At 64.6% G+C, this 21,470-nt stretch carries 18 protein-coding genes; 7 read left to right on the top strand and 11 right to left on the bottom strand.

Going from position 1 to position 21,470, the window contains the following annotated elements; genetic code table 11:
* Positions 1 to 84: 84 nt before the first annotated feature.
* The 3 genes from KEM60_RS04165 to KEM60_RS04175 all read right to left on the bottom strand — a co-directional run bounded on the left by KEM60_RS04165 (position 85) and on the right by KEM60_RS04175 (position 3,833).
* The gene (locus KEM60_RS04165; RefSeq protein ID WP_219106234.1) at positions 85 to 1,143 is read right to left on the bottom strand and encodes a BMP family protein; all 1,059 of its coding nucleotides are present in this window, start codon (positions 1,141 to 1,143) and stop codon (positions 85 to 87) included.
* Positions 1,144 to 1,261: 118 nt separating this feature from the next.
* Complete coding sequence (locus KEM60_RS04170) at positions 1,262 to 2,620, bottom strand: hypothetical protein (RefSeq protein WP_219106235.1); 1,359 nt, start codon at positions 2,618 to 2,620, stop codon at positions 1,262 to 1,264.
* A 79-nt stretch (positions 2,621 to 2,699) separates the two neighbouring features.
* A complete protein-coding gene (locus tag KEM60_RS04175; protein WP_219106236.1) occupies positions 2,700 to 3,833 on the bottom strand; it encodes a mannose-1-phosphate guanylyltransferase in 1,134 nt (377 codons plus the stop codon).
* A gap of 68 nt (positions 3,834 to 3,901) precedes the next feature.
* Here KEM60_RS04175 and KEM60_RS04180 point away from each other — a divergent pair, with 68 nt between their 5' ends.
* Both KEM60_RS04180 and KEM60_RS04185 read left to right on the top strand, forming a co-directional pair.
* Positions 3,902 to 5,101, top strand: a complete 1,200-nt coding sequence (locus tag KEM60_RS04180) for a glycosyltransferase family 4 protein (RefSeq protein ID WP_370626282.1) — start codon at positions 3,902 to 3,904, stop codon at positions 5,099 to 5,101.
* Positions 5,102 to 5,233: 132 nt separating this feature from the next.
* Positions 5,234 to 6,442 (top strand): D-alanyl-D-alanine carboxypeptidase family protein, encoded by a 1,209-nt coding sequence (locus tag KEM60_RS04185; RefSeq protein ID WP_219106237.1) that lies wholly within the window; start codon positions 5,234 to 5,236, stop codon positions 6,440 to 6,442.
* A gap of 16 nt (positions 6,443 to 6,458) precedes the next feature.
* Here the strand turns inward: KEM60_RS04185 and KEM60_RS04190 are convergent, their stop codons facing one another.
* The 3 genes from KEM60_RS04190 to KEM60_RS04200 form a co-directional block, all read right to left on the bottom strand.
* Entirely contained in the window at positions 6,459 to 7,355 is an 897-nt protein-coding gene (locus tag KEM60_RS04190) for a hypothetical protein (protein WP_219106238.1), read from the bottom strand.
* On the bottom strand, positions 7,349 to 8,320 hold the full coding sequence (locus tag KEM60_RS04195; RefSeq protein ID WP_219106239.1) for a hypothetical protein: 972 nt from the start codon (positions 8,318 to 8,320) through the stop codon (positions 7,349 to 7,351). Before KEM60_RS04195 ends, KEM60_RS04190 begins: the two co-directional genes overlap by 7 nt.
* A 149-nt stretch (positions 8,321 to 8,469) precedes the next feature.
* The gene (locus tag KEM60_RS04200) at positions 8,470 to 10,689 is read right to left on the bottom strand and encodes an NADP-dependent isocitrate dehydrogenase (RefSeq protein ID WP_219106240.1); all 2,220 of its coding nucleotides are present in this window, start codon (positions 10,687 to 10,689) and stop codon (positions 8,470 to 8,472) included.
* A 244-nt stretch (positions 10,690 to 10,933) separates the two neighbouring features.
* On the opposite strand from KEM60_RS04200, the gene KEM60_RS04205 reads away from it, so the two are divergent.
* Together KEM60_RS04205 and KEM60_RS04210 are read left to right on the top strand one after the other, a co-directional pair.
* Entirely contained in the window at positions 10,934 to 11,782 is an 849-nt protein-coding gene (locus KEM60_RS04205; protein WP_219106241.1) for a hypothetical protein, read from the top strand.
* Positions 11,783 to 11,998: 216 nt separating this feature from the next.
* A complete protein-coding gene (locus tag KEM60_RS04210; protein ID WP_219106242.1) occupies positions 11,999 to 12,991 on the top strand; it encodes a malate dehydrogenase in 993 nt (330 codons plus the stop codon).
* A 100-nt stretch (positions 12,992 to 13,091) separates the two neighbouring features.
* Here the strand turns inward: KEM60_RS04210 and KEM60_RS04215 are convergent, their stop codons facing one another.
* The 5 genes from KEM60_RS04215 to KEM60_RS04235 all read right to left on the bottom strand — a co-directional run bounded on the left by KEM60_RS04215 (position 13,092) and on the right by KEM60_RS04235 (position 18,166).
* On the bottom strand, positions 13,092 to 13,379 hold the full coding sequence (locus tag KEM60_RS04215) for a DUF3017 domain-containing protein (RefSeq protein WP_255574219.1): 288 nt from the start codon (positions 13,377 to 13,379) through the stop codon (positions 13,092 to 13,094).
* A 23-nt stretch (positions 13,380 to 13,402) separates the two neighbouring features.
* Complete coding sequence (locus KEM60_RS04220; RefSeq protein ID WP_219106244.1) at positions 13,403 to 14,254, bottom strand: bifunctional methylenetetrahydrofolate dehydrogenase/methenyltetrahydrofolate cyclohydrolase; 852 nt, start codon at positions 14,252 to 14,254, stop codon at positions 13,403 to 13,405.
* A gap of 75 nt (positions 14,255 to 14,329) precedes the next feature.
* Positions 14,330 to 15,952 carry a bifunctional phosphoribosylaminoimidazolecarboxamide formyltransferase/IMP cyclohydrolase gene (purH, locus tag KEM60_RS04225; RefSeq protein WP_219106245.1) on the bottom strand — a complete coding sequence of 541 codons (1,623 nt, stop codon included), beginning with the start codon at positions 15,950 to 15,952 and terminating at the stop codon, positions 14,330 to 14,332.
* 134 nt (positions 15,953 to 16,086) lie between these two features.
* A complete protein-coding gene (gene purN, locus KEM60_RS04230) occupies positions 16,087 to 16,722 on the bottom strand; it encodes a phosphoribosylglycinamide formyltransferase (RefSeq protein ID WP_219106246.1) in 636 nt (211 codons plus the stop codon).
* A 10-nt stretch (positions 16,723 to 16,732) separates the two neighbouring features.
* On the bottom strand, positions 16,733 to 18,166 hold the full coding sequence (locus KEM60_RS04235) for a DUF6350 family protein (RefSeq protein ID WP_219106247.1): 1,434 nt from the start codon (positions 18,164 to 18,166) through the stop codon (positions 16,733 to 16,735).
* A gap of 31 nt (positions 18,167 to 18,197) precedes the next feature.
* On the opposite strand from KEM60_RS04235, the gene KEM60_RS04240 reads away from it, so the two are divergent.
* The 3 genes from KEM60_RS04240 to KEM60_RS04250 all read left to right on the top strand — a co-directional run bounded on the left by KEM60_RS04240 (position 18,198) and on the right by KEM60_RS04250 (position 21,292).
* Positions 18,198 to 18,950: an A24 family peptidase gene (locus tag KEM60_RS04240; protein ID WP_219106248.1), complete on the top strand. Its 753-nt coding sequence runs from the start codon at positions 18,198 to 18,200 to the stop codon at positions 18,948 to 18,950.
* A gap of 484 nt (positions 18,951 to 19,434) precedes the next feature.
* On the top strand, positions 19,435 to 19,929 hold the full coding sequence (locus KEM60_RS04245; RefSeq protein WP_219106249.1) for an RNA polymerase sigma factor: 495 nt from the start codon (positions 19,435 to 19,437) through the stop codon (positions 19,927 to 19,929).
* The gene (locus tag KEM60_RS04250) at positions 19,922 to 21,292 is read left to right on the top strand and encodes a hypothetical protein (protein WP_219106250.1); all 1,371 of its coding nucleotides are present in this window, start codon (positions 19,922 to 19,924) and stop codon (positions 21,290 to 21,292) included. Before KEM60_RS04245 ends, KEM60_RS04250 begins: the two co-directional genes overlap by 8 nt.
* Positions 21,293 to 21,470 lie beyond the last annotated feature (178 nt).

Here is a 21,470-nt window from a genome sequence, read left to right on the forward strand (position 1 = left end):
GACGGATGATTCCGAGGTGTCGTGCGGAGGCGTCTCGGCCCGGCACGGGGCGAATCCCGCACCGGGCCGAGAGCTCAGGAAAAATCAGGCGGCGGGGCTGGTCGGGACCTTGACCTTGCCCTCGACGATGTCCTGCTTGGCCTTGTCAATGTCGGCCTTGATGTCGTCGATCTTGCCGTTGGTGGTGGCCAGCGAGACACCGCCACCCTTGAGGTCGAAGCTCTGCACCCCGGCCTTGGTGTTGCCATCGTGCACCGACTTCAGGAAGTCGTAAACGCCCACGTCAACGTTCTTGACCATGGAGGTGATGATGATGTCACGCACGTCAGGGGCTGCGGTCTTGGCCTGGTCTGAGTCGACTCCGATGGCCATCTTGCCCGCCGCCTTGACTGCGGTGAAGACACCCGAACCTGATCCACCTGCTGCGTGGTAGATCACGTCAGCGCCCCCGGAGAGCATCCCTTCAGCAGCCGTCTTGCCCTTGGCGGGGTCGCTGAATCCGCTGAAGTCCGGCGGCTGGGTGAGGTACTTGGAGCTGATCTTGATGTCAGGGTTGATGCTTTTAGCTCCAGCGATGTAGCCAGCCTCAAACTTCTTGATGAGGTCGGACTGCACGCCACCCACAAAACCGATGTGGTTCGCCTTGCTCTTCTTGGCGGCGGCGACACCGGCCAGGTAGGAGCCCTCCTGCTCGGCGAAGACCACGTTGGTGATGCTCTTGGCCTTGGCGTCGGTGGAGTCGACGATCGCTATCTTCACCTCAGGGTGCTTTTTAGCGATCTTGGTCACGGAATCGGCGTAGGCATATCCCACCGCAACGATGGTGGTGTAACCAGCGTCGATGAGCTGGAGCAACCGAGTTTCACGTGACTGCTCGTTCTCATTGGGGGTCGCCGTGGAATCCTTAATGTCTCCACCGAATTCGGTTTTGGCCTTGTCGGCACCCCGGGCAGCGGAGTCGTTGAAGGACTGGTCGCCGCGACCACCCACGTCGAAGGCCAACCCGACCTTCAACGGTTTGCCGGCCTGGTCGCCTCCCCCGGACCCCTTCGAACCTTCGCCGTTATCGGCGGAGGAGCCGCAGCCGGACAGGGCCAGGCTCACGGCGGCAAGGGCCGCTACAGCGGCCGTCGTGTGACGCATGTGCTTCTCCTTCATCATGCGGGTCGTCGTCATCGAGCGGCCCAACGCGAGATCGTATATCTGAGGGAGGCACCGACCGAACCGTTCGACGGCCCAACCGTCCATAATGGCACGGCACTCACCCCCGCGTGGCTGATTCCTGCCCCCCAGTTCTTCTCTGTTGCAGACGCTCCCACATTTCGGTCGCGAGACTGCGTTTTTCTGACACCTCGGCAGGAAGACGAAGCGGCAGGACCATAGCCATCAACACGAACAGGAACGCTGCTCCGCTGTAGGCATAGGTCAGGTATTGATACCACTCATGCTGCCCCCACCCCGTCAAGGTGATGAACACCATACTTACGGCGAACATCGTGCCCCACAAGCCGGACATGGTTCTCATCACGAGCGTTCCCACCACGGTGGCGATCACACAGGCCACCCCAGTGATCAACGGAAGGTGCGGAACCGTGTTCGCCGTGGTCCCCAAATCTGCTTTCTGGAACGGCGCGTAGACATCCGGGTCAAGAAGGTAAGGAACGAAGATCAGCAGCCCGGAGAGCACTGCAGCAGGGATTGCTGCAGTGAGCATGGCCCGCAACCCGTGGTGCCGCCACAGCAGCACCGCCAACGGTAGGGCGATCACGGCGTAGATGAACCGATAGGAAAAAGCCAACGCGAAAAGCACCGCCATCAGCAGGTACGCCGCCGTCCACCATGTGGACCTGCGGTACCTGCCGGCCAGCAAATACAGCCCCGTTGTGAAAATCACCAAGGCAGCGCCGTTGATCCACCCATCAGACTGGATCGCCACTTCCAGGCGCACCGTGGGGCTGAAAATCATCAACGACCCCACCACCACACCAGCCCGCGGACCACACAGCCAGGTCACAAAGGCCAAAGTGATCACTAGCCAGACCATGCCCTGCCAGTACATGTCCCCATGAGTCAGGACGAACGGTCCAGCCAGCACCAGCCCGCCGACCATCGGCGAGATGGTGTTGTCCAATTGAGTGTGCCGGTAATACGGGTTGCGACCAGCAGCGAGTTCCTCCCAGCCGTACTGCAGCGCAGTGGCCCGGTCTGTCACCGGCGCATAGTGCGCGACGTACGTGCGGTACACGTCGTAGGCCAGGAGCAGCACCACCACCATCCCGACCAGACAGGCCGCAGTGACGACCCGCGGGTGCCGTCGTTCCAGACGCTGGGCCCACGGCGACATCAACGCCAACCAGACCACGAGGAAACCCACGACTCCACAGAGCACCGACAACTCGACGCCCCAGAACGGGACAGATAACTTGCCCATCCCCCTCGGATTCTGACTTTTACGGGTCAGATACCCGATAGGGATCCAACTGAGCAGCCCGTAGGCCACCGCGATCGGCAGGACATACCAGGCTTTCCAGAGCCGGGGCGATCGGTGGAAAAACCGGTCGCCCCACCCCGGGACAGGGTCGGAGGGATGGGGGGCGGGAGAGGGCAGCGCAGCGTTCATAGGGCATCAGGATGCCTCACCCTGACACCTGCCGTCTTCGCCTCTCCCCCCCTCCGCGCGGCGGGGATCTCCCTTGGGCTCAGGTCAGCTCGGCGCGCCCCTCAGCCTTGAGCCGGTCCACGATCGCTTTGACGTCTTGGGCCCGTTCACGCGTGGTCACCAAGACAGCGTCAGGAGTGTCCACCACCACCACGTCATCGAGTCCCACGACGGCAACGATTCGCCCAGCATGCGGTACGACGATGCCGCTGGCGTCCTGCGCGACAACCTGCCCGGGATCACCCACTACCCGCATCCCGTCAGCGTCAGGGATCAGATCAGCCAAGGCGTGGAAGTCACCCACGTCATCCCACGGGAAGTCTGTCTCCACGACAGCGACCCGGCCAGCGTCGGCAGCTGGCTCAGCGACGGCATGGTCGATGCTGATCTTGGTCAGCCCAGGCCAGATCTCACCGAGGCGCTGCGGCTCGGCGGCGATGGCACGCAGGCCAGCAGCCAAGTCCGGGTGTTCTTCAGCGAGCAGGTCAAGTAGCACTCCCGCCTTGACCACGAACATCCCCGCATTCCAGCGGTATTCGCCGCTGCGCAGATATTCCTCAGCTCGCTCAGCGTCTGGCTTCTCAACGAACCGGCGTACCTCGTGTGCCCGCGGGGCGCCGGGCACCGACAAGGCCGGACCCACGTTGATGTAGCCGAAACCGGTGGACGCGAACGTCGGTCGGATCCCCAAGGTGACCAACAGCCCAGTCCGAGCCACCCGGACCGCTTCTTGCACGCACGCCCGGAAACCATCCTCGTCACCGACGACATGATCGGCAGCGAACGATCCGATGACCGCGTCAGGAGAACGTCGTTCCACCACGGCCGCGGCCAAACCGATCGCGGCCATCGAGTCACGCGGCAGCGGCTCAGCGATCAGCCCCTCCTCCCCGAGTTCGGGAAGCTGCGCCCGCACCGCCGGCTCGTGGACCTGACCAGTCACCACGATCAGCCGTCCTGGCGCCAACGGCGCCAGTCGATCCGCGGTCGACTGCAACAACGACCGCCCGGCACCGGTCAGGTCGTGGAGGAACTTGGGCCGTGAAGCGCGGGAGAGGGGCCACAATCGGGTCCCGGCACCACCTGCGGGGATGATCGGCCAGAAGTCTGCGGTGTCGCACTGCGCGTCGTTCACCGGAAAGTCACCGGCGGCTTCGGACGGGTTATCTGCCATGGGGGCAACCTACCCAGGCAGGGCTGCACCGCGCGAGTGGATCCGCGAGGACACCGCGGCGTCATCTGTTGCTCACCGATTTCACCCCGGCACGTCGACCGGTCAGCATCTGCTCCCCGCACGGTGGTCATGTGCGGATCACGATCGTCACAGAATCGTTCCTCCCCTCAGTCAACGGCGTCACCACCAGCGTGTGTCGTGTCATCGATCACCTGGTTCAGTCTGGGCATGAGGTGAGTGTGATCGCCCCCGCCCCGGCACCGCCTCAATATCGCGGTTGCCCGGTTGAGACGGTCCCCAGCGTGCCGGTGCGGCAATTTCCCGTGGGGGTCCCTACCCGACGGGTGGCTGAGCTGTTACGGCATGCCGCTCCCGACGTCGTCCACCTCGCCTCCCCGGTGGTCCTGGGAGCCCGGGGGATGCTTGCCGCTCAGGAACTAGGCATCCCCACGGTCGCTGTTTACCAGACCGACATCGCGCGTTATCTGGTGCAGCATGGCGGCCGTGCGGGGATCCACGCCGCCCGGGCGGCGTGGCGACATCTGCGGTGGATTCACACCTCGGCCGACGTGACGCTCGCTCCTTCCCGTGCCGCCGTGCATGATCTCGAACAGGTGGGGATCCCGCGCGTCACGCTGTGGGGTCGGGGGGTTGAGTCGCTCTTCCATCGACACTGGCAGGAGGATGCTGGCTGCCGAGCGTTACGTCGACGACTCGCTCCTCAGCAGGAAGTGCTGGTCGGGTACGTCGGTCGTCTCGCCCCGGAAAAAGAGGTACACCGGCTCCGCCCCGTCTTGCGACTTCCCGGCGTACGGGTCGTCGTGGTGGGAGACGGACCGAGCCGGCGGGCTTTGGAAACCGCATTACCAGGCGCGGTGTTCCTAGGTCGGAGGGACGGTGACGACCTGGCGCGCGCCTACGGAGCGCTCGACGTTTTCGTGCACACCGGCACCAGCGACACCTTCGGTCAGACCTTGCAAGAAGCAGCGGCCTGCGGACTTCCAGTCGTTGCTCCGGCAACAGGGGGGCCGCTGGATCTGGTCGAGGACGGAGTGACAGGGTTACTTTTCGACCCGAAGGATCATGACGGGTTACGGTCGTGCGTACATTTCCTGTCGTGCGCCGAAGATTCATGGCAAAACCGGGCTTTGATGGGTGAAGCAGGAGCTGGACGAGTCGCTTCTCGAAGGTGGTCCCGACTGACCGAAGAGTTGCTGCGTCACTACCAGCGAGCCTGTCGCAGACACATGAACGTCCGAGTACATTGACGCAAAAGCATCGACCCGCCTCTGCGTCCAGGAGGATCCGTGATCACGTCCGGGAACGGACACCGTCATCAGCAGATATCACGGTGTCAACATTCCGGACGCAGATCACTGATATCACTGCTCACAGCGCTCATGATGACCCTGGCGTTAGCTGCTCCTGGCGGGCTGATCAGCACAGCTCACGGCATGGGGGCATCGCATCCGTCACAGCGCACTGCGGCAGCACCCACCCAAGACCGTTTACACGAAAAAGGGCTGATCAGCGATGTCCCCGCGGGGGTCCCTGCGCCGCCAGCCTTGCCAGCTCAGAGTTTTATCCTGGCCGACTTAGGCAGCGGCGCCATCCTCGCGGCGAAGGGCGCCCATGACCGCAATCCGCCTGCGAGCACGATGAAACTGCTGACTGCCCAGACTCTCGCCCCGCGCCTTCCTGACGGAAAAATCATCAAAGCCGCTCTCTCCGACTACAAGGTCGATGGCACCAGGGTCGGGATGATCCCTGACCAGGACTATCGGGTGGATCAACTGTTGCAAGCGTTGTTGATGGGATCGGCAAATGACGCCGCCGAGGCTTTAGCCCGAGGTAACGGGGGGCTGGAACCCACCGTGCAACAGATGGCTGAACGCGCGGCCGCACTGGGCGCCAAGGACACCACCCCCAAGACACCCCACGGATTGGACGCCAAAGACCAACTCAGCTCAGTACATGACCTGGTGCTCTTGTTACGCGGCGCATTGGAGGTGCCCAAACTCGCGAAGATCTTCACCATGCAGACCGCGAAATTTCCCGGTCGGGGCACCGAGATGATGTCCATCACCAGCCAGAACAAGCTGCTGTGGAACTATCAAGGGACCATTGGTGGCAAAGATGGATTCACCGATGCCGCCGGTCACACGTACGTCGGAGCTGTACGCCGCGGTGGGCGCACGTATGCGGTGGCCTTCATGGGCGCGAAAAGCAATGACTGGCAGCCCAGCGGCAAACTTCTCGACTGGGCGTTCCGTTACGGAACGAAAGCCCGACCGGTGGGTCAACTCCCCGGCGCCAACTCAGCTTCCCCTTCCCCGTCGTCGACGCCTTCAGCCTCCGCCACGGACGGCGGCAACCCCGCAGTCCCGCCCCCAGGGCAATCCGCTGCTCCGGCCGGACCGGAGACGAAGGACGGCTCTCTTTCACTCTTGACCATTGGACAATCGGTATTGACCTTCTTGGGCCTGATCATCGTGGCCGTGGTCATTCTGCGGGCCCGCAAGCTTCACCGCGACGCCCAAAGACGTCTCGCCCGTCGAGAACGTGTGGAAAATGCCCGTCAGCAGCGCCTAGAAAGCGTCCGACGATGACAGCGGCGGCATCCGCTTACCACCGCCACCTGACGCCGTAGGTCCCCGGCCCAAAATCCAGCACCAGGGTGTGCAACGACGGCCCCGCGATCACCACCGGGTCGACCCTCTCTACCCCGTCCGTGACGGTGTAGCGCTCCGCGGACAACGGCAGCGCCCCCTCACGAAAAAGCACTTCGGTATGCGCCGAGCGCACCGGACGGACAAAGCTGCGCTCGACATACTCACGAGGCATGGGGTCCGCGACGACGACCTCATACTCCACCAGAATCGTCTCACCGGGCCGCAACGCCCGGTCCAACACCATCTCCCCCAGCAGCAGCCCTTCTTCTGGGGCGGGAACGACTCGCCCGACGTGGCAATTACGTTGCGGCTTGACTTCGATGTTGGTGGCGGCGCCATTGGTGCCATGGGCCAGGAAGTATCGGTCCACTCCATCCTGGTCAGCGAGAAGGAGTTCTTTCACCTCGTGAACGACCAACCGGTGAGACGGTCCGATCTCTAACCGGTCGTGGACGGTGACCCGATGCAAACCAGGCGGACCTGCCAGCCCCCACTCCGCCACCATCTCCTCTACCTGCGCAGGGAGCTGGCGACCCACCATGGCGGATACCTCGGACAGTCCAGTGCCGCCATGCCGACGTCGGGCGGCAAGACGCTGGGACAGTGATCCTGTCGGGACCTGCAGAATCTCTTCCATCTGAGCCAACGCCGCCAAGGACGTGGCGCGCTCTGGTTGGCTCCGACCAGACTGCCAATAACTGATGGTGGCCACCGAGAGCTCATGGCCCCGTTGGATGAGGTGCCAGCGGATCCGCTCAAGGGACAACCCGCGCGCTTGAATCGCTGCTCGGAGTGCTTCGGGGAATTCCTCCGCTGACATGTCTTTCTTGTCCCCCACGGTGTTCACCACACCCATTCCAGTCCGTAGAGACCTGGTTCGGGGTCGATGGCGAGCAGATGCAAAGAATTACCGACGAATCGTGCGGGCTCGACGACGGCTTGTCCGTGGCGCATGCATCGGGTGAAGGCTTCACGAGGGACTGCCGAGGAGGGGAACCGAACCTCCATCACCAGTTCGCGGATGGACGTGGTCACGCCTCGGTGCAGGTTCACCAGGGGGGTGGTCTGGCCGATTGATTCAAGCCGGTGCTCCACGATGGTCGACTCACCTTGGGCGAGGGAATGGTCGAGGAGCATTTCAGCCGCGACGGCGATATTCTCTGGAAATTCGGTGGCGACGCCGAGACGACAATTGGACAGGGCCATCACAAAGGGGAAAGCGCCACGGTCATCATGGGCATACCAGATGGGATATCGGTCCACCCCAGGGCGTCGGGCCACAAAAACAGTCCGTACGTCGTGGGGTCCGTCGGTGCGATCTGGTCTGATTTCTAACCGGTCGTGGTAGCTCACTCGATCGAGCCCGTCATCTTCTTCCATGCCGACCTCGACCAAGCGGGTACGCACGATTTCCGGGGTGCAGCCGATGACCGAGACCGTCCCGGGAGGCGGAGCTTGGATGACTCGGTAGTGCGTGGGAAGCCCACTAGCCACAGCACTTCCAGGACCGCGGGGGGTGACCTTGCTGGTGAGGAAACCGGCTGGAAGTCGCAGGACCTCCTCCAGGTGAGATAGCGCGATCATCGATCCGCCTCGGTCGGGTCGGCTGCGACCAGACCGCCAATAACTCAACGTGGCGACGCTGACCTGGGAACCACGCTCAGCGAGAGCGAGACGTAGCGACTCCAAGCTGGCGCCCCGAGTGGAAATCGCTGCGCGCAAAGCGCGAGTCACGGGTGCCTCGAGGACGTCAACGAGCGCCGGTGCGGCGTCGGTGCCGTCCGGAGCGACATCCGGCAGGGGCAGCTCGTTCATCGTTGTGATCGTATCGGTCGAAGCCCTGCTGCAGGCGGCGGACGCGGCACGGGAGCAGCCGTGGGGCTGGGGTCTCTCCATCGATGGAGAGACCCCAGCCCCACCGGTGAGGTCGTGCAGGCAGGTCGAAGTCCTGGCCTGGACGACGCTCAGATGGCGTCGATGATGGCGTTGAGCGTGGCGCTGGGACGCATGGCCGCAGCGGTCTTCTCAGCGTCAGGGAGGTAGTACCCGCCCATGTCGACAGGGCTCCCCTGAACGGCAAGCAGCTCAGCGTCGATCTGGTCCTGGGAGTTCTCCAACGCCTCAGCAACCGGCGTGAACCGGGTCTTAAGCGCAGCGTCGACATCCTGATCGGCCAGAGCACGAGCCCAGTACTGGGCGAGGTAAAAGTGGCTACCTCGGTTGTCGATCTGGCCCACCTTGCGTGCCGGAGATTTGTTCTCGTCGAGGAAGCGTCCGATGGCTACGTCCAGAGCGTCGGCGAGGACTTTCGCGCCAGCGTTGCCTTGAGTCGCGGCGAGATGCTCCAGAGAGGCACCCAGAGCGGAAAACTCTCCGAGGGAATCCCAGCGCAGGTAGTTTTCTTTGATGAACTGCTGGACGTGTTTCGGGGCGGACCCTCCGGCTCCGGTCTCAAACAGACCGCCACCGTTGAGCAGCGGGACGATAGAGAGCATCTTGGCGCTGGTGCCCAGCTCGAGGATGGGGAACAGGTCAGTGAGGTAGTCACGCAGGACGTTCCCGGTCACCGAGATGGTGTCTTGGCCGCGGCGAATCCGCTCCAGACAGAAGGTCACTGCTTCGACTGGAGGCTTGATGACGATCTCCAGGCCTTCGGTGTCATGGCTGCTCAGGTACTGGTGGACCTTGGCAATGACATGCCGGTCGTGAGCTCGTTCTTCGTCGAGGAAGAAGCAGGCGGGGGCGCCGGTGGCGCGGGCCCGGGTCACCGCGAGCTTCACCCAGTCCTGCACGGGAATGTCCTTGACGCGGCTCATCCGCCAGATGTCACCGGCGTCAACCTGATGTTCGGAGACGACGGTGCCATCGGCGCGGGAAACCCGAACGATGCCAGCTTCGTCGAGGATGAACGTGGTGGGGTGTGACCCGTATTCTTCGGCCTTCTGCGCCATCAGGCCGACGTTGGGGACATCTCCCATCGTGGCGGGGTCGAGGGCGCCATGGCGACGGCAGTCATCGAAGACCGCCGCGTACAGCGGGCCGTAGCAACGGTCCGGAACCATCGCCAGGGTTTGCTGCTGCTCACCGGCGGCGTTCCACATCTGTCCGGAGTCGCGGACGACGACAGGCATGGACGCGTCGATGATGACATCGCTGGGGACGTGCAGGTTGGTGATGCCACGGTCGGAGTCGACCATGGCCAGGGCGGGCCGCTTGTCGTACTCAGCGGTGATGGCCTGTTCGATCTCGGCGCGTTTGTCGGCAGGCAGGTTCTCCAAGCGAGCTAGCAGGTCGCCCAAGCCCAGGTTGGGGTTAACGCCGAGGGCAGCGAAATCATCGGCGTACCGCTCAAAGACGTCAGCGAAGAAGGTCTGGACGCCATAGCCAAACATGACGGGGTCGGAGACCTTCATCATGGTCGCTTTCAGATGCAAGGACAGCAGCAGCCCTTCGGCCTTAGCCGCCTCGATCTGCTCGGCGTAAAACGCGGTGAGGGCCTTGGCGCTCATGAAGGTGGTGCTGACGATCTCACCGTCGGTGACCGGCAGGCCGTCCTTGAGGACGTGGACGCCACTGTCGGCGATCAGAGTGATGGTCAGGGTGTCATCGCGGTCCATGACCGTTGACTTTTCGTTGCCGTAGAAGTCGCCGCCTTTCATGGAGGCGACTCGGGCGGCGTTGTCCGGGCTCCATGGGCCGAGGCGGTGCGGGTGGCTCTGCGCGAAGCGTTTCACCGACAGCGGGGCGCGCCGGTCAGAGTTCCCTTCGCGCAGCACCGGGTTGACAGCCGAACCCAGCACCTTGGCGTAGCGGGCGGCAATCTGGCGTGCCTCCTCATCCGCGGGAGCCTCGGGGTAGTCGGGGACGTCGTACCCCTTCTCCTGGAGTTCGGCGATAGCTGCTTTGAGCTGCGGCACTGACGCCGAGACGTTGGGCAGCTTGACGATGTTGGCGCCTGGATCCTGGGTCAGGCGGCCTAGGGCGGCCAGGTTGTCCGGGACCTGCCGGTCTTGTGGGAGGCGTTCGGGGAACTGGGCGAGGATGCGACCGGCGAGGGAGATATCACTGGTGACCACGTCCACCCCGGCGGCCTGGGTGAAGGCTTTCACGACGGGGAGGAAGGAGTACGTCGCCAAGGCCGGCGCCTCATCGATCTTGGTCCACACGATCTGCGACGTCGTCATGCTCAACTCCTGGTTGATGGGTGGGAAATGATGGACATGCCATCTCTTTGCCCAACCTACCGCTCTGACAGTTCCGGCATGCAGCAACGGGTCCGTTGGCGCCCCAGGCCATCTCGGCGGCGCGCTCCATGCCATGGCGAACGCTGCCCCTGCGGCAGCACCGCTGTCCGCGGAGTCTAGATCGATCGACCGACTGGTGAGCCGACCTGGCATCTTTTCGGGCTGGTGGTGGAGGATGGGGGTCATGGCGGCGAACGGCTACCCACACATGGTCTTCGTGCAACCCGAAGCGCAGCTCGACAAAGAGTCTTTGTCGAGCTTGCTGTCGTCCCTCTTTCCAGAAGCGACCGTCGCCGACAAGCCGTTGAGGTTGGACCTGACGATCCAGGACTACACCTTCCATTTGTGGTTCGAGGAGGCAGAGGAAGTCGCCGAACGGTATGCCGATTTCCTCCCCGAAGGTGCCCGCCGACGCTGGCTCAGCCGCTGTACGACGATGATCGATGTGCACGGGGAAGCCGACCCGCAGGAGCGACACCGCGAGGCGGCCGAGCAGGTCGTGGCTGCACTGGTGCAGCGGGACGGCGTTGAGGTGTTTTCTGAGGTCACCCGTCGGTTTATCGGCATGGATTACGGCGACGTGACGGTGGCAGCTCCCTCGACTGAGGTGCCGGTGGCCACCGATGTCACCCTGACCAAGGAGCCAGCTCCTGCCGTTGCTGAGGCCACGACGTCACCGGCATCGACCGCTGCGGCGGCCCCGAACAACCCCGAGCCAGAAGCGGGACCCGGCCCTGGCGGGGGCCCCGACACCGTCTGGATGACGGTGACGCCTACGCTCGCTGAGCAGGAAGAACTGGTTGGCGCCACCGTCGCTCCGGCAGCGCCCGAAGACACCGCCGAGCCCACTGTGTCGACGTCGCAGAGCACGCCGGAACAGGCCGCCGCCCCGGCACCGGAACCGACTCCGACAGCGCCAGCAACTCCGGCTGTGCCTGCCCCGAGCCCGTCAGCGGCCCCAGCACAGGCAGACGCGCCCTCCGACCAGGAAGAGAACCAAGGGTTCTTCCGCCGGTTGTTCGGCCGACGCTGAGCGGACGTCCACCAGGAATCGGTGAGGGGCACCTGCCCCACCCCAGGTGACCGCGCAGTGATCTCATGATCGGATGCCTATTTACCGTCGAGCGCAGGACCGGGACGAAAGTCGCCCGTTCAGCGCCGTAACGTTCCGCTGGCAGATTCACTCCGAAGTGGCTGGTAGGTTTCAGGACACAACGACGTTTCCTCATCGCAAAGGGCGGACCCAACAGTGAGCACTACACCTGTCAAGGTCGCCGTGACCGGCGCTGCCGGCCAGATCGGCTACAGCCTCCTCTTCCGCATCGCCAGCGGTGCCCTGCTCGGACCGGACACCCCCGTGCAGTTGCAGCTCCTCGAGATCACCCCGGCGCTGAAGGCGCTCGAAGGAACAGTCATGGAGCTCAACGACTGCGCCTTCCCGACCCTCGCGGGTGTCGAGATCGGTGACGACCCCAACAAGATCTTCGACGGCGCAAACCTGGCGCTGCTCGTCGGTGCCCGTCCCCGTACCAAGGGCATGGAGCGTGGCGATCTGCTCGAAGCCAATGGGGCGATCTTCACCGGTCAGGGCAAGGCTCTCAACGACCACGCCGCGGATGACATCCGCATCGGCGTCACCGGCAACCCCGCCAACACCAATGCGCTCATCGCGATGAGCAACGCTCCCGACATCCCCAAGGAGCGTTTCTCCGCGTTGACCCGTTTGGACCACAACCGAGCCATCAGTCAGCTCGCTGAAAAACTGGGCGTCCCGGTCACCGAGATCCGCAAGATGACGATCTGGGGCAACCACTCCGCGACTCAATACCCCGACCTGTTCCACGCTGAGGTGGGCGGCAAGAACGCCTACCAGGCCGTGGGCGACCAGGCCTGGTATGAGAACGACTTCATCCCCACCGTCGCCAAGCGTGGCGCGGCGATCATCGAAGCCCGTGGCGCTTCGTCCGCTGCCTCGGCAGCCTCCGCCACCATCGACGCCGCCCGCGACTGGCTGAAGGGTTCCCCCGACGGCGACTGGCTGTCCATGGCTGTCGTCTCCGATGGCTCGTACGGCGTCCCCGAGGGCATCATCTCCTCGTTCCCCGTCGTCACCAAGAACGGCGACTGGGAGATCGTCCAGGGCTTGGAGATCGACGAGTTCAGCCGGGCACGGATCGATGCATCCGTCGCTGAGCTCGTCGAAGAACGCGACGCGGTGCGTGAGCTCGGTCTGATCAAGTAATCAGCCCACGGCAGAGAGCGGGGGCGGAGCAACCGTGGTTGCTCCGCCCCCGCTCTCTGCCGTGCGATCACACTGTGTGCGCCATGCAGCAGCGGTCAGCTCACGGCGTGGCCCGCAGGTCGACAGCCACGAACGACCCCAGGACCAGCGCGGCGATGCTCAACAAGGTCAACGCATCGACGACCTTGGTGCGCACCGCAATAGCGCCGACGATGTCCGTGGGCAATGAAATACGCAGCAGTGCCGCCATCAGGAACCCGATGCCCATGATGACGCCACCGACCAGCGCCCGCCCCACAAAAACGACGAAGACCGCGCCGACCGCGAAGATCGCTGCCAGCCACCACCACAGCCGCAGCGCTGCCCACGCCCGATGAAAAAGCGACACCGTGCGGCGTACCCCCAGCGGTCTCACCGTAGTCCGGCCTGACGTTCAGCCACCTCAACAACGTTACGCAACAACATGGCGCGAGTCATCGGCCCTACTCCCCCAGGGTTAGGAGCCACCCATCCGGCCACTTCGGCACATTCTGCAGCGACATCCCCAGCCACCTTCCCGTCCCGGCGCGACACTCCCACATCGAGCACTGCAGCACCAGACTTCAACATCTCAGCAGTGATGATTCCCGGCACCCCAGCCGCCGCGACCACGATATCGGCCTGACGCACCTGCGCCGCAAGGTCGCGAGTCCCGGTGTGGCACAAAGTGACAGTCGCATTCTCCGACTTGCGAGTCAGGATCAGCCCCAGGGGCCGCCCCACCGTCAATCCACGCCCCACGACCACAACATGAGCGCCAGCGATGGGCACCTCATGTCGCCGCAGCAACTCCACAATGCCCACTGGCGTGCACGGCAATGGTGCTGGCCGGTTCATCACCAAGCACCCCAGGTTGTAGGGGTGCAACCCATCGACGTCCTTCGCCGGGTCGACCCGCGACAAAATCGCGAACTCATCCAAGCCAGTGGGCTGCTGCACGATGAAACCGGTGCAGGCTGGATCGGCGTTCAACTCATCGACGACCGCTTCGACTTCCTCCTGCGACGCGCCTGCGGGCAGGTCACGACGCATGCTGGTCAAGCCGATCTCGGCGCAGTCGCGATGCTTCGCCCCGACGTACCAATGACTTCCCGGATCGTCACCGACTAAGACCGTGCCCAGCCCAGGGGTGACCCCACGCTCCGCCAAGGCAGCCACTCGGGCCGCCAATTCCGTCTTGATGGTGGCCAAAGTGGCCTTGCCGTCGAGGATCTGCGCGCTCATGACCTTGATCCTGCCACCATCCCGGACGACAGTCCTGAGGTCGTGGCAGATCGAGGCAGCCCACTGGCAGTCTGGTCAGTGCGCGAAGTGCCGCACCCCGGTGAAATACAGCGCGACCCCATGCTCCTGACACACCTGAATGGTCTGCGAGTCACGCAATGACCCACCAGGCGCCACCATCGCTCGCACCCCCGCGTCAATGAGGATCTGCGGGCCGTCAGCGAACGGGAAAAACGCATCAGATGCCGCCACCGATCCACGGGCTCGATCCTGACCTGCCCGATCGACGGCCAACCGGCAGGAATCCACGCGGTTGACTTGACCCATGCCAATCCCGACGGACGCTCCGTCGTGAGCGAGCAGGATGGCATTGGATTTAGTAGCCCGCACGGCGCGCCACGCAAACTGCAGATCCCGTGCTGTCGCCTCATCGACGGCCTCTCCTGCGACGAGAGTCCATTCCGTGAAATCGTCGCCGTGCCCGGCAGTCACCGGGTCGTCGTCAGCGTCAGGAATGACTGCGTCCACCCGGTCCACGGTTTGCACCAGCATTCCCCCGCTGATCGGCCGGAACTCCACCTGCCCACGCTGATCATCTGGAGTTGCCGCGCACCGCAATAACCGAATGTTTTTCTTAGCCGTCAGGATCTCCCACGCTTCCTCGTCGAATCCCGGAGCAACCACCACTTCCGTGAAAATATCCTGCACGGCTCGAGCCATAGCTGCGCTGACCGGGCGGTTCGTGGCGATCACCCCGCCAAAAGCGGACAGGGGATCACACTCATGCGCTTTCTGATGCGCCACCGCAATATCCTGCGATGGGTCGGCCACCGCTATGCCGCAGGGGTTGTTGTGCTTCACCACGGCACAGGTAGGCAGATCTCCGTGATCATAGGCAGCTCGCATCGCCGCATCAGCATCGACGTAGTTGTTGTAACTCATCGCTTTGCCGTGCAGGAGATCAGCGTCAGCGATACCAGGACGCCCGTCCCGGTAAAGGGCGGCTCCCTGGTGGGGGTTCTCGCCGTAGCGCAATCCCTGCGCCCGCTCGGCGGTCACGCCCACAAACCGGGGGAAACCGGTGCCGTCGGTGGTGTCGGCGTACGTCTCGCCCATCCAGGTGGCCACTGCCACGTCGTACGACGCAGTGTGCGCGAAGGCATCTGCAGCTAAAAGCTGACGTTGCCTCAGCGTGAACCCTCCAGTCCCGATGGCCTCGACGGCTTCGGCATATTGCGCGGGAGACGTGAGGACGGCGACGCTGTGATGGTTTTTTGCAGCTGCCCGCACCATCGACGGCCCGCCAATGTCGATCTGTTCGAGGCACTCGTGCGGCGCAGCTCCACGAGCGACGGTCCGCTGAAAGGGATAGAGATTGCACACGACCAGATCGACTGGAGTGATCTCGAGGTCATCAAGTTGGTGGCGATGCTCCGGGCGGCGGGTGTCGGCGAGGATCCCGGCGTGCACCGCAGGGTGCAACGTTTTGACTCGCCCATCAAGACATTCCGGAAAACCGGTGATGTCCTCGACCTGGGTGACAGGGATTCCCAAGTCTGCGATGGCGCGGGCTGATCCGCCGGTGGAGACGATCTGCGCGCCGACAGCGTGGAGGGCACGCACGATGGCGTCCAGCCCTGTTTTGTCATGGACACTGACCAGAGCTCGACGGATCGGACGGCGGGTGACTTCGGTCATCTTCACTCCTGGTAGACAGGGCCGCCGGACGTCTGCACAGGTCCGGTAGCCGGGCCGGTGGGCACCCAGGCGGGCGATGCCCACGACGTCACTCCCCGGTGGTGCCCCACCTTCGCCAGTCGTGTGCGGTTAGCCTACGCCCCGAGACGCACCTGACGACCGTCAAGCTGGTATCCCGCTCGTGCGAGCGTCCCGACGCAGTCCACCAGCATGGCCCGTTCCACCACTTTGATGCGTTCGTGCAGCGTGGCTTCAGTGTCGTCCGGGTCGACTCGGACGACGCGTTGATCGATGATCGGCCCAGTGTCCACGCCGGCGTCAACGAAGTGACAGGTGGCCCCGGTGACTTTGACGCCGTGGGTGAGAGCGTCGCGAACGCCATGCGCACCGGGAAAACTGGGCAACAACGCAGGGTGGGTGTTGATGATCCGGCCCCCGAAGCGGGCGAGGAAGGCGGGTCCCAGGATCTTCATGAATCCCGCACCGATGACAAGAGCTGGCTCGTGGGTGGCGACCGCGCAGGTCAATGCGCGGTCCCAGGCTGCGCGGTCAGGATGGTCACTGACGCGGCAGACAAATGTGGGGATTCCGGCTCGGTCGGCGCGAGCAAGTCCTTCAATGCCGTCCCGGTCGGCACCGACCGCGACGATGCGCACACCGTACGTCGGGTCAGTGGCGGCGTCGATGAGCGCTTGCAGGGTGCTACCGGACCCGGAGACCAGCACGACCAGCGGAACGGGGAGCGCGCGAGAGGAGTCTGTGTGGCTCACGACGGTCAACTTAGCGGTCGTAGTTGTCGGGCGGTCGCGGTATCTCGGGGGTCGGTGCGGGCGGGGTGTGCGGGCGGCCAGCTGGGGTGGTGGGGGTGTGCCGGGTGGCAGTGGACATGGGGCGGAGGCGGCGCACGGGTCGGTGGTTCAGCCCAGCAGAGGGCACTGGGGCATCCTGGGGTCTCGGGCGGGGCGAGTGGCCTGCGTCGGTGGAGGTGTCCGCTGGACCTTGGTGGACCATCCGGACGAGTTGTGACAGCACCGCGCCGATGCTGATCTCCGCTCCGACACAGATGCCCAGCAGCAGCGGCTGGACCCCGACGTAGGAAAGTTGACCGCCGCCGAGGGATCCGCTGGAGATCATGCCGACCAAGACCGCACCGGTGGCGGCGACGACGGATCCGACAAGTAACCCGTGGGCGTGGCGACGCCATCCGACGTGGCAACGACGAGCGAGGTCACGGTCCATCGCCACGCCACCGAGCATCGGAAGGAGCGGGAGGGCGCGTGCTAGGAGGGGAAGTTCGCCGGGCTCGGGCAGGATTCCGAGGGCGGGGATCAACGGGAGGAGTCCGGGGGTGGATCGAGTCAGGGTGATGGTGGAGTCAGCGCCGATACCGAATCCGGGGCCGCTGATCCAACTGAGTGTCCAGACGGCGGCGTTGGGCAGGTAGAGCAGTTGGAGTCCGGTGAGGACTGTGCCGCCGGCGAGTCCTGGACTGAGCTCGTGGTAGAGCTGGGTGATCTGGCTATATCGCAGCGCGACGAGGACGATGACTGCGACGACGCTGACGGTGAGGAGCCCGGCCAGAGAGCGCAGCCCAGCGCGAGCCCCACCGAAAGCCCACCGCGGCACCCAGTCCAAAGGGCGGCAGCGGTCAGCGACGTCACCGATGTCGGAACGGAATTCCACGAGGAGACCGCCGAGGTAGGAGAGCGCGCCGACAGCGGTGAATCCGACGAGGCCGTGCGCGACAGAGGCTCGCATGGTGTCGGTGCGGACCAGGGCGCAGGCCAAGATGCCTAATGTCAGGTAGCAGCCGATGAAGGCCAGACCTTCCAGGGCCACGTCTCGACGGAGGCCTCCGGCCCACGCCCATCGAGGTCCGGGATCGCGGGGGAGCCAGGAGCAGAGCCGCGAGGCCGCCCAGGTCCCGGTGGTGATGACGAGCGCGGTAGCTAGCAGCGGGGCCAGCGAGAAGACTCCGATGGACACGGTCAGGGTGACGCCGTGAGCGAGCAGCCACGCTCCCAGACCGAATTGGATCGCCCCCCAGAGCCCGACCGCCTGGTCGGGGCTGGCGAAGTAGACGGCCAGGACTGGCCCGGCCAGGGCGAGCAGGGAGGCACCGGCGGCTTCTCCGGCGGCGGCGATGGCGCGCGCCGGTCCGGGTGCGTCGTCGACGGCGTCACCAACCGGGTGGACGAATCGTGAGCTGCGCATGACCATGAGGCGTTTATCGTCCCTTGCTGTCGTGACACTCCCAAATCACCACGCCGGTCACCGGAGTCAGGTGGTGGTAGGGACGCATCCTGATGGGTTCTCGGGATGCGTCCCGGCCATCATGGACGACATGGGTGGGCTGTGGGCGCCGTTCGCGGCGGGGCTCTTCGGGATGTGTGGTGGATGGTGGGTACGTCGGATGGTGCGTTCCGGGGCGCATCGACGGTACGCCGATGAGGTCGCTGCGCCGACGTATGCACCGTGGTGGCCGCCGGTGTGGGGTGCGGGGCTGTGCGCGCTGTCGTGGTGGCGCCTCGTGGCGGGGAATGAAGGGTTCACCGTGGGGGTGACATTGATGCTGCCGGCGTATCTGTGGTTAGCGGCGGTCGACCTGGACGTGCATCGGCTGCCCGACGTGGTGACGGTGCCGTTGTTTCCGGTGGTGACGGTGTGGACTGCCGGGCTGGCCTGGTGGGGTGGTGATGGTGACCGGTGGCGGCGGGCGTTATTGGCCGGGGTGCTGGTGTCTGTGTTCTTCGTCGCGCTGCATCTGGTGTCCCGCCGCCAGTTGGGATGGGGGGACGTGAAGTTATCAGGACCGTTGGGCATGCTTCTGGGCTGGTCGTCGTGGACAGCAGTGTGGGTGGGTGTGTATGCGATGTTTGTGTGTGGCGGGCTCGCTGCGGGGTGGCTGATAGTGCGCCGTCGGGCGGGGCGGCGAAGCCGGATCGCTTTTGGTCCCGCGATGGCGCTGGGGGCGTGGATCGGCGTGTTTCTGACCTAAGCCGCACCGGGGCCTGGGATGAATCCCATGATGTGAGAATGCCCGTCGTGTCCCAGTGCGCTCTGACCTGGGGCGGCCTGGCGGTAGCTACTGGGCGGAAACTTTTGTGAGCTGACGATGCAACCCCTGTGCGACCTCAGGCGTGTTCATTCATGACGAGACGCAGGGGGGCGGCACTCAGCGTGCCGTGCCGTGACAGTGTGGGGAGAGTCACCCGAAGATGACCATGGTCGATCTGGCCGTTCCGCCGAGGAGGCAGGCTGCCCGCCCGCGGATCGACTTGTCCATTGAGGCGTGTGGCTTGTTGTTACGAGAGCGCCCTCGTCATTGGGGGCACCGGCCCGGTGAGGTCCCCCGGGCCTGGCCCGACCTACCTTCCTGGGCACCGCCTGCATCCACTCCCCTGCCCGCGATACCCTCCGAAACGCCTAGGCTGGCCGCACAGCATGTCGGTAGCGAGCAGGGAAGGAGTGTCGAAGGCCGGATGGACGATGCCGCCTTCGATGCCCTATACACGGCTCACTCGCGACGTCTCGTCGGTCAGATGTATGCGGTCTGCGGCAATTTGGCGGAAGCTCAGGATGTCGTTCAAGAGGCTTTCGCCCGTGCGTGGGAACGCCGGGAACAGCTGTCCACGTTAGATGCCCCGGAAGCGTGGTTGCGTACGGTCGCATACCGACTGGCGGTGTCTCGATGGCGTAAAGCTAAAAATGCTGCGACGGCATGGCTCAGGCGCGCGGAGTCGGATTCGGTGGATGAGACGTCCCCGGACCATGTGATGCTCATGGCGGCGTTGCGTCAGCTCCCCGAGGCCCAACGACACACGATCGTGCTTTATCACCTCTGCGACCTGCCGGTGGAGGAGGTCGCGGCCCTCACTGGTGTCCCGGTGGGGACGGTCAAGGCCCGCTTGTCCCGTGGCCGTAGTGCTTTGGCGAACGTGCTGTCCGAGCAGTCGGAGGAGTTGACCCGTGGCTGACATCGATCTGGATCCGTTGCTGCGGGCCGTGGCTCAGGACGCAGCACGACGTGCCCAACTACCGGAGGCTGCGCAAGTCAGACTGGCTGGGGAGCATCGCCGCCGAGGTCGTGCCATCGCGGCGGGATTAGCGGTGACAGTTGTCACCGTCGGAGCTTTCACCACAATGACTCGGGGCGGTTTTGGCATGGTCCCGGCCAGCAGCAATCCTGACGTGGCGACCGGGGTAGCGACGCCCACGCCGACGGCGCCGTCCACTCCATCGACGGTCGCCCCGAGCCGTACGGTCGGTCCGGAGGTACCCCCATGGGGGGGTCCCAGCAGCGTCACCAACCCGACGTCCCCGAGCCGATCGCGGGCATCGACCACTACGACGGCCCCCTCGGGAATTCCCAGCACCGGTCCCGGCGGGTCCAGCGGGACCGGTGGTCCGTCGGTGACGGGCACCCCAGGCACGGGTTCTCCATCGCCGAGCAACAGCTCTCCTGGCAGTAGCAACCCTGCGGGCACTCCCCCAGCTGACGGTCCCAAAACTGATCCGAAGCCGGGGACTGGCACACAGAACTCCCCTCAGCCGAATGCGGGTTCCCCAGCAGCGGCTGCCCTGGCCCGGGGATATTCGTTGCGGCTGTCGCAACCGGTGAACGGCTCGATTGGCCACCGAACCCTCTCGCACTCGGGGGTGGCGAGCACAGCGGAAGGCACATTGCCCTACTCCGCGAAGGTGGCAACGACAGCTCTGCTGACCGGGACCGCGGAGGGGGATACCACCGGGTCGTCACCGAGCGTTGCGGCTGTGGGCGTGGACACGTCCGGCAAGGCCCGGTTGTCTTATTTCACGGCAGGGCGCACGGACACCACCATCTCGCTCGCTGATGCCGACTGGTCTGACCTGGTCAGCGTGGACGCCTTCTGGGACCGTTCATCCCGTCGGGTGACGGTGATTGGGTTCCACACGGACGGCCGAGTGTCCTGGCAGACGGTGGAAGCAGCCTGGCCTGGGGCGACACCGGTGGTCAATCCCCGTCGGGTGCTACACACCGGTCTCACCGGGATTTCAGCGTCAGCGGTGGCCCGCACCGTCAGTGACGCCAAGGGCGCTTTTTCCCAGGCATGGTTGTATGTCGCTCAAGGCGACCAGTTGGTCCTGGTCAAGGTCGACGAGCAACAAATCCGCGCGGAAAAGGTGCTGTCACCTCGGGGATTAGCGGGATGTACGGCGCTGGCATTGTTAACGCCGACCACATCCGGGATTGCAGGGGTAGCTGCCTGGTTTGGTTCTGGACCTGGGGTGTTGTACGCCGGGAACGATCCCTGGGGGCCGATGTCTTACATCGGGCCGACGGTGCCATTGCCGGTGTAACCGTCGTGCACCACCACGATGTGCACGGCAAGCGGTGATGCTGTCTCTGCCGAGTGGTCCGCCGAGTATCTGGGTGGTCACCTGACCTCCCCAGGTCACCCTTGATGCCTACTCGCGCCTGAGGCGCCAGACAAGGCACGCAGCGATAGGAGCGCCCAGGGCGGTGGACACCAGTGGT

This window comes from Austwickia sp. TVS 96-490-7B, from assembly GCF_019331795.1.
In the GTDB taxonomy this organism is placed as follows: domain Bacteria; phylum Actinomycetota; class Actinomycetes; order Actinomycetales; family Dermatophilaceae; genus Austwickia.

What these genes read in the sequence shown, in the direction of transcription:
- KEM60_RS04165 (WP_219106234.1), bottom strand. Translation starts at nt 1,143, where the DNA reads ATGCGTCACACGACGGCCGCTGTAGCGGCCCTTGCCGCCGTGAGCCTG.
- KEM60_RS04220 (WP_219106244.1), bottom strand. Translation starts at nt 14,254, where the DNA reads ATGAGCGCGCAGATCCTCGACGGCAAGGCCACTTTGGCCACCATCAAG.
- KEM60_RS04205 (WP_219106241.1), top strand. Translation starts at nt 10,934, where the DNA reads ATGGCGGCGAACGGCTACCCACACATGGTCTTCGTGCAACCCGAAGCG.
- KEM60_RS04245 (WP_219106249.1), top strand. Translation starts at nt 19,435, where the DNA reads ATGGACGATGCCGCCTTCGATGCCCTATACACGGCTCACTCGCGACGT.
- KEM60_RS04170 (WP_219106235.1), bottom strand. Translation starts at nt 2,620, where the DNA reads ATGAACGCTGCGCTGCCCTCTCCCGCCCCCCATCCCTCCGACCCTGTC.
- purH (WP_219106245.1), bottom strand. Translation starts at nt 15,952, where the DNA reads ATGACCGAAGTCACCCGCCGTCCGATCCGTCGAGCTCTGGTCAGTGTC.
- KEM60_RS04195 (WP_219106239.1), bottom strand. Translation starts at nt 8,320, where the DNA reads ATGAACGAGCTGCCCCTGCCGGATGTCGCTCCGGACGGCACCGACGCC.
- KEM60_RS04185 (WP_219106237.1), top strand. Translation starts at nt 5,234, where the DNA reads ATGATGACCCTGGCGTTAGCTGCTCCTGGCGGGCTGATCAGCACAGCT.
- KEM60_RS04200 (WP_219106240.1), bottom strand. Translation starts at nt 10,689, where the DNA reads ATGACGACGTCGCAGATCGTGTGGACCAAGATCGATGAGGCGCCGGCC.
- KEM60_RS04235 (WP_219106247.1), bottom strand. Translation starts at nt 18,166, where the DNA reads ATGCGCAGCTCACGATTCGTCCACCCGGTTGGTGACGCCGTCGACGAC.
- KEM60_RS04175 (WP_219106236.1), bottom strand. Translation starts at nt 3,833, where the DNA reads ATGGCAGATAACCCGTCCGAAGCCGCCGGTGACTTTCCGGTGAACGAC.